This window comes from Litoreibacter halocynthiae (assembly GCF_004365635.1).
Lineage (GTDB): Bacteria > Pseudomonadota > Alphaproteobacteria > Rhodobacterales > Rhodobacteraceae > Litoreibacter > Litoreibacter halocynthiae.
In genome coordinates this window covers 412,089-418,995 of the sequence record NZ_SOBH01000004.1, presented here as the reverse complement: position 1 = coordinate 418,995, position 6,907 = coordinate 412,089, and the positions used below count along the sequence as shown (strand labels likewise).

Below are 6,907 nucleotides of genomic sequence, written 5' to 3'. Positions count from 1 at the left end.
TCATTCGCAACCCTCCACGACACCCAGCGCTTTGGCTGACTTTGGAAAGCGCAGTTTTGCGCGGTCTGTGTCTGGCGGCATCGAGTAAAGCGCCACGCCATCAGGTTGGCGGTACTCGGTGCAGATCGGCCAGCCGTATTCGTGCTTCAAACGGTGGATGATTGCACCCAATCGCCAGCCTTTGACATTCTGTATTTGGGTGAGTTGAGAAATGGTGCGCTGGTCCAGCAACGCCTTGCACGTCCAGTAGACGCTAGTGGGTTTAGAGTAGAAATGTGCCTGTGGCATATCCAATCCTTCCGATTGAAATTGCACGGCGCTGGGCGTATTGGTGAGGAGTATCCTGCAAGATATATTCCTGTCCCATTGGCCCAGCGCTACCGCGCAGGGTGGGACGGGTCTTAGCCCGCAAGAGATGCAATCGCGGCATCAACATCGGCCTCAATCCAAAACAGGCGAGAACCAATCTTTATTGGCTGAGGCAAGCGGCCTAGCTCGCAGTCTCGGTAAATCGTTGTCCGCCCGCGCCCAGCTAGCTTGTGTTGCAAGTCTTTGAATGAAAGATATTTCATAGGTTGCCCTTTCTGTTGTTCGCTACAATTGGCGCACAGCAGGGCAGTTGGGTATTGCGATATAGAATCGCTCTTAAATCACACCGAGTCTCTGAATCGTTTGGCCTGAGCGCTTACGTCCCGCGCAGCCCCTAAGGTTTTTTGTGTGTGCCTCAGAAGTCGGTTGGCAATATCCTGATAAGAAGCTCCTTGCTCACTCGCATCTAAGACCCGCAAATACAGCAGTCGCTTTGATTTATGCAGTCTCTCTAGTGGCGTGACGCTGTGGTGGCGAAGGCTCTCAAGGTATTCCTGCAATCCCTCGATCTGAGGCTCTATCGGTGAATTAGGATCAAATGAAATAGCGATACCTGCGATTGGAATTAGCTTTTGTAGGCTGGCTAGATCGTCAGATGTCTTGATGACGTCATAATGGTAGAAGGATCGGGCTTTCAGCGGCGATCTGGACGAAGTTTCGTCCGGCCAAACTTCTCCCCATGAGTACACAGGGTTTGGTAGAGGAGCTATGCCAGCATTTGCGGCTTCGCCCGGTCCTAAGTCAAAAAAGAGCCTTTCAAATTTTGGCTGGAACAAGAGCCTTTCCGGAATGGCCTCAGATACCGTTTCGCGCCACTCGTCGTAGGCTTTCAACCAGTATGTGCTTCGCACAGATGCCTTCCGCCTCAGAAATTCCCACCGCCAACGTGTCTCGCTCCAAGTGTCATTGCCAATATAGCCGCCATCATCTGTCCAACTTGGACAACCCCACTCATTGGTGTTGGGCATTAGCGAACCTCACAATTTGACTTGGAGTGCCGCAACACAATCCGCTCCATCGCTCCATCAAGACCCGCCGTTGCTCCAAAAAGTCCGTCCGGCGATAAGCTCGTTCAACTTTGCCACCTACCACATGCCCCATGCAGGTTTCGGCCACTTCATGCGGCGCGTTGGTGGCCTCTGCGGCCCAATCCCGAAACGAGGAACGGAACCCGTGTGGCCGCTCTTTCATGCCGCGACGGTTCATGTATTTCGACATAGTGGCGTCAGAGATTACGCCGCGCCGAACGCCTGCAAATAGGAACCCGTCTCGGGCAAAGGCCTTGGCTTGTTCAATCACAGCTTGGGCCTCTGTGGACAGTGGCACCCGAAAATCTGTGGTTGTGCCAATTCGGCCCTTCATGCGCGAAGCTGGAACCGTCCAAACATCGCCCTCGATCTGGTCCAAATGAAGGAAGCGGACCGGGGCAGAGCGCTGGGCGGTGAGAATAAGCAAACGCAGTGCCAGTTCGGTCACGGTACCCTCGTTTAGCGATTGATAGAAGGCGGGCACGTCCTGCCAGTGCAGCGCGGGCACGTTCTGTGTTTGGTGGCGTTGTTTACCCAAAAGCGCCTTGGCCTTCTCCGTGGCTTGCAGGTCCACCTCTAGGCCCAGCGCAGCGGCATGGCGCAAACAGATTGAAAGGCGGTTCATTGCCTTGCGGGCAGTTTCGGCCTTGTCGTGCCAGATCGGTGCAAGAACATCACGAATGTCGCGCTGGTCAATATCTGACACTGGCACCTTGCCCAGCTTGGGCAGAATGTGGAGTTCCAAAGGCGAGAACCACCGCCCCGCCTTTCCGTCGCCTTTCAGTTCGGCCTTGCGGCTTTCAAAGGCATCCAACGCCACATCGCTCAACAGGTGGAGGTTGCGGGCCGAGTCACGGGCTTGTTTTTCGCGAAGCTTTATGGGGTCTTGGCCTTGCCGGACCACGCTGCGCCATTTCTCGGCCTCTAACCGCGCCTCTTTCAGCGAAACAGCAGGATAGCCGCCCAAACCCATTTCACGCCGCCGACCATGAACATGGACACGCAAAACCCACTTGCCGCCCCCGTCTTCGTTCTTGAAGACCCACAAGCCACCGCCGTCAGAATACTTGCCAGCATCAGCCGCTTTGACGGCTTGTGCGGATAGCTTGTTTATTGCTCGTGTCATTAGGTCCCCCTTTTGGTCCACCCTCAACATATAGTATAAGATGGAGCATCGTGGAACACCTTGATGCAATAAAAGCTATATAAACATGACGATTTCGCGCCGGGCGATATACAGTGGAACACCAAAAAACAGGATTACAATGCCTCTCCTGGGCACCAAAATTCAATAAATCTCTCATAATTTCAATTGCTAGAGTGATTTATTTATAGCTACCCCCATCAATAGCCCCACCCCACACAATTGATACCTTAGAGATCCTTAGCAGTGCTATTGCATCCATGATTCGAGGTGCTCAACTGGCGATATCTACTATTGAAAAGCTTTAGCACTAGCGGGAAAGCCGATCTTTGAGGTGTCCCTAGATTTGTAGACGCTTTGTTTGGTAATTTTGCGGCATTATGGAGAGACCGTATGAACAAGGGCTTTCGATTTACGGATGAATATCAGCAAGACGCTGTGGCGTAGAGATTTCTGTGCGGTCGATGTGTCGTGCTTAGATGGTGCAATTTGCGCGAATGGCGGCAAACAAAATAACGCCAACATCTAGATAGCGTTTTTTCGGTCTATTGGTTTGGAAGCTCGGATAACTTAGCGCCAAGACCTTCCAACATTTTGAGGCATTGATCCAACTGGTCTACCGCTAAAAATTCGTTTGCCTTGTGGGCTTGCTCGATTGAGCCAGGTCCACAGACGACGACATCCATGCCAAGGGATTGGAAAATACCTGCCTCGGTTCCAAATGACACCACATCGGCTCTATTGATTCCGGTAAGTTCGGACACAATTTTTAGGGTCTCGTTATCGTCTGCGGGCATAAGACCTGCAATTTCGCCAATAACCTCGGTTACAATCGAGGCATCTGGATAGACCAAGCGCATAGAGGGCAGGAGTACCTCGTCACAAAACGTCTTCAAGGCCTCATTTACGAAGTCAGCGTCACTTGCTTGGACGGGACGCATCTCCCAATCGACGGTCGCTCTTGGGGCTATCACATTGTGAACTTGGCCGCCATTTAAGGCACCTAAGTTCACTGTGGTCCAAGGCGGTTCAAAACGGCTGTCATTAGGAGCCATGAGTTTCAGCTCATCACGCAGATCCAGTAGGCGGCTGACGTAGCGAACCGCGAACTCGATTGCATTTACGCCGCAATCGGGTGCCGAGCCATGACCTTCAAGTCCTTGAAAGTGTGTGCTGTATTCATAGCAGCCCTTGTGCCCATCGATGACCCTCATGTTTGTCGGCTCTCCGATGATCGCAAGAGAGGGCTTGATAGACCGTTCTGTCAAATTTTGCGCAAGGTGCCGTGCGCCGATACAGCCTGTTTCTTCATCGTAGGTGAATGCAAAATGAAGAGGCTGGTCGCGCACTTGCTGCGCAAAAACCGGGGCCATTGCCAAAGTGGCCGCAATGAAGCCTTTCATGTCACAAGTGCCACGTCCAAACAGTAGACCGTCTCGTTCCACCATTTTAAAGGGATCAGTAGCCCAATTCTGATCTGTAACAGGGACCACGTCACTATGGCCAGATAGCACAATTCCGCCATCTCTCAGCGGGCCTAAGGTCGCAAACAAATTGGCTTTTCGGCCACTTCCATCAGTCAGAACATCAACCTGCGCGCCGCAGTCTTCCAACTGATTGGCGAGATAGGCGATCATCTCCAAATTACTGTCCGCCGAAACCGTTGGAAAGGCTACCAGGTCTGACAGAATCCGCTTGGTTTGGTCGATCATCGGGTCAGTTTTTCACAAAGAGTTTGCGTTCAATATCGCACAGGGTTTCTGCAGGACCTTCGTTTTGGATAAGGAGCGTCTCTGTGGTCTCCAGTCCCCAGCTGTCCATCCACAAGGCAGGCATAAAGTGAAATGTCATTCCCGGTTGAAGAATGGTTTCGTCTTCGCTTCGGATCGAGGCAGTTCGCTCGCCCCAGTCAGGTGGGTAGCTTAAGCCAATTGGATAGCCCATTCGACCAGACCGTTCGATCCCGTGCTTTTTCATGACCTGCATGAATGCGTTGGCAATGTCACTTGTCTGATTGCCCGCTCGGGCAGCTTCCAACCCTGCCGAAATCCCTTCGACTTGCGCGGCCTCGACTCGCAGCACCTCATCAGGCGGAGTTCCAAGGAAAACAGTGCGGCAAATCGGTGCGTGATACCTCCGGTAACACCCTGACAACTCGAAGAACGTGGCTTCGCCGCTCCTCATGGGGGTACCGTCCCATGTCAGGTGGGCGGCTGTAGCATCCAGTCCGGAGGGCGTCAGCGGCACAATCGCCGGATAATCGCCCCAATCATCACCAACTCCTGAAATGCTTGCGTGCATAATGTCAGCAACAAGGTCGTTTTTTCGGACGCCAACCTCTGCGCGTTCAATCGCTGTGGTCATTACCTTTTCAGAGATGCTTGCAGCCTTCCGAATGAAGCCAATCTCCGCGGCCGATTTGATCAACCGCTGCCAATTCACCAAGGCCGTTGCGTCGATGAAGGTCGCCTCTGACAATTCCTCTGTCAGAACGGCATGTGCCTTGGCGGAGTAATAGTAGTTCTCCATCTCGACACCGATACGCGCCCGCTCAAACCCACGGGCCTTTAAGTGCTTGGCCAAATCTTGCATTGGATGAAATACGGTGGATTGGATAAAATGGTCGCCATAGCCGATTATGTTCTCATGCTGCATCCAACAGGTGCGGCGCCCGCCCATCATGTCCATGTGTCGGCCCCACCAAATAGGCTCGCCATCCATGGTGAGGATCACCCCTTGATGCACATAAAATGACCACCCATCATACCCGGTGAGCCACGCCTGATTGGATGGGTCGGTAATAAACATTGCGTCCAGACCCGCAGCCGACATAGCCGTACGGGTCTTGGCGATACGCCGTTCATATTCCGAGGTATCAAATGCTGCGTTATGAGTGGTCATTAGGTATGCCTTTCTGCAAATTAACCTAAGACGGAAGTGACGGCTTGCACGGTTGCTGAAACCACTTGGTCAGCCTCGGCACGGGTTAGGCAAAACGGTGGCGCAAAACCCAAGATATCACCTTGAGGCATGGCCCGCGCGATAACGCTATTCTGTTCAAGCAGCTTGGCCGAAATTTGCGGTCCTATTTTATCGCTCGCGTCATAAAAGATGCGGCTGTCTTTATCGGCCACAAACTCGACGGCGCAAATCATGCCTTCCCCGCGAATGTCACCCACACGCGGGTGATCACCAAGGGCCACGCGCATTTCATCGTTCAGGTATTCGCCGATGTTGCCCGCGTTTTCGATCAGGCCCAGCTTGTCGATCAGTTCCAGGTTGGCGACACCAGCGGCGGCACCAATCGGATGCGCGGAATAGGTCCAGCCATGACCGATGGGACCATTTTCATCTGTACCGCGCTCCAGAACGGTCCACATTTTTTCGGACACAATGGACCCGGACAGCGGCGCATAGGCAGACGTCAAACCCTTGGCGATGGTGATCAAATCAGGACGCATGCCATAGTGATCGGACCCGAACATGGTGCCAAGCCGCCCGAAACCTGTGACCACCTCATCTGCGATCAACAGAATATCGTGGCGATCCAGAACCGCCTGAATTGCGGGCCAATACCCTGCGGGCGGGGGGACGATGCCGCCAGTGCCAAGCACAGGTTCGCCGATGAAGGCCGCGATCGTATCCGCCCCTTCGCGGTGGATCATCGCCTCCAACTCAGACACGCAATGCGCGACAAATTCAGCTTCGCTTTGGCCCAGATTGTCTCGGCGGAAATAATAGGGTGCCTCTGTGTGCAGCACTTGGGCCAACGGCAAATCGAACTTTTTATGAAACAGCTCTAGCCCCGTCAGCGATCCTGTCATCAGGCCCGACCCGTGATAGCCACGCCAACGCGAGATGATCTTCTTCTTTTGAGGGCGCCCAAGGATATTATTGTAATACCAGATCAGTTTGATGTTCGTCTCGTTTGCATCAGAGCCTGACAGCCCGAAATAGACCTTGGACATATGATCGGGCGCACGATCCAGCACCATTTTTGCAAGCGTGATTGATGCCTCGGTGCCGTGGCCAACGTATGAGTGGTAATAGGCCAATTCCTTGGCTTGCGCTGTTATTGCCTCGGCAATTTCGCCGCGCCCATAGCCGACATTCACGCAGTAAAGCCCAGCAAATGCGTCCAGCATTCGATTGCCGTCGCGATCATCAATATGACAACCCGATCCACTAGTGATCACGCGATGACGCAAGTTCCCACGCGCAAATTCAGCAAGGTGAGTTGAAGGATGAAAGAAATTCTCACGATCCCATTGTTCAAGTTTATCGTTATGTAGCATGGCTTACCTTTTGGCTGTGGCGGCGCGCCGCCCGAAGATATCTGAAAGAAGCCAGTTGCACGCTATGGGTC

The 6,907-nt window shown here is 53.2% G+C and carries 6 protein-coding genes; all 6 read right to left on the bottom strand.

Translation table 11 applies throughout. The features are described 5' to 3' along the window. Nucleotides 1–288 carry a hypothetical protein gene (locus BDE40_RS17255; protein WP_134016686.1) on the bottom strand — a complete coding sequence of 96 codons (288 nt, stop codon included), beginning with the start codon at nt 286–288 and terminating at the stop codon, nt 1–3. Nucleotides 289–650: 362 nt separating this feature from the next. Further along, complete coding sequence (locus tag BDE40_RS17245) at nt 651–1,337, bottom strand: DNA -binding domain-containing protein (protein WP_134016682.1); 687 nt, start codon at nt 1,335–1,337, stop codon at nt 651–653. Next, nucleotides 1,321–2,523: a tyrosine-type recombinase/integrase gene (locus tag BDE40_RS17240; protein WP_134016680.1), complete on the bottom strand. Its 1,203-nt coding sequence runs from the start codon at nt 2,521–2,523 to the stop codon at nt 1,321–1,323. Before BDE40_RS17240 ends, BDE40_RS17245 begins: the two co-directional genes overlap by 17 nt. A gap of 563 nt (nt 2,524–3,086) precedes the next feature. After that, nucleotides 3,087–4,253 (bottom strand): acetylornithine deacetylase, encoded by a 1,167-nt coding sequence (argE, locus tag BDE40_RS17235; RefSeq protein WP_134016678.1) that lies wholly within the window; start codon nt 4,251–4,253, stop codon nt 3,087–3,089. A gap of 4 nt (nt 4,254–4,257) precedes the next feature. Continuing rightward, nucleotides 4,258–5,442 carry a M24 family metallopeptidase gene (locus BDE40_RS17230; RefSeq protein ID WP_134016676.1) on the bottom strand — a complete coding sequence of 395 codons (1,185 nt, stop codon included), beginning with the start codon at nt 5,440–5,442 and terminating at the stop codon, nt 4,258–4,260. A 20-nt stretch (nt 5,443–5,462) separates the two neighbouring features. Then, complete coding sequence (locus tag BDE40_RS17225) at nt 5,463–6,836, bottom strand: aspartate aminotransferase family protein (RefSeq protein ID WP_134016674.1); 1,374 nt, start codon at nt 6,834–6,836, stop codon at nt 5,463–5,465. Nucleotides 6,837–6,907 lie beyond the last annotated feature (71 nt).

Bases quoted from the DNA above. Each gene is read 5' to 3' on its own strand.
- BDE40_RS17255 (WP_134016686.1), bottom strand. From the start codon at position 288: ATGCCACAGGCACATTTCTACTCTAAACCCACTAGCGTCTACTGGACG.
- BDE40_RS17245 (WP_134016682.1), bottom strand. From the start codon at position 1,337: ATGCCCAACACCAATGAGTGGGGTTGTCCAAGTTGGACAGATGATGGC.
- BDE40_RS17240 (WP_134016680.1), bottom strand. From the start codon at position 2,523: ATGACACGAGCAATAAACAAGCTATCCGCACAAGCCGTCAAAGCGGCT.
- argE (WP_134016678.1), bottom strand. From the start codon at position 4,253: ATGATCGACCAAACCAAGCGGATTCTGTCAGACCTGGTAGCCTTTCCA.
- BDE40_RS17230 (WP_134016676.1), bottom strand. From the start codon at position 5,442: ATGACCACTCATAACGCAGCATTTGATACCTCGGAATATGAACGGCGT.
- BDE40_RS17225 (WP_134016674.1), bottom strand. From the start codon at position 6,836: ATGCTACATAACGATAAACTTGAACAATGGGATCGTGAGAATTTCTTT.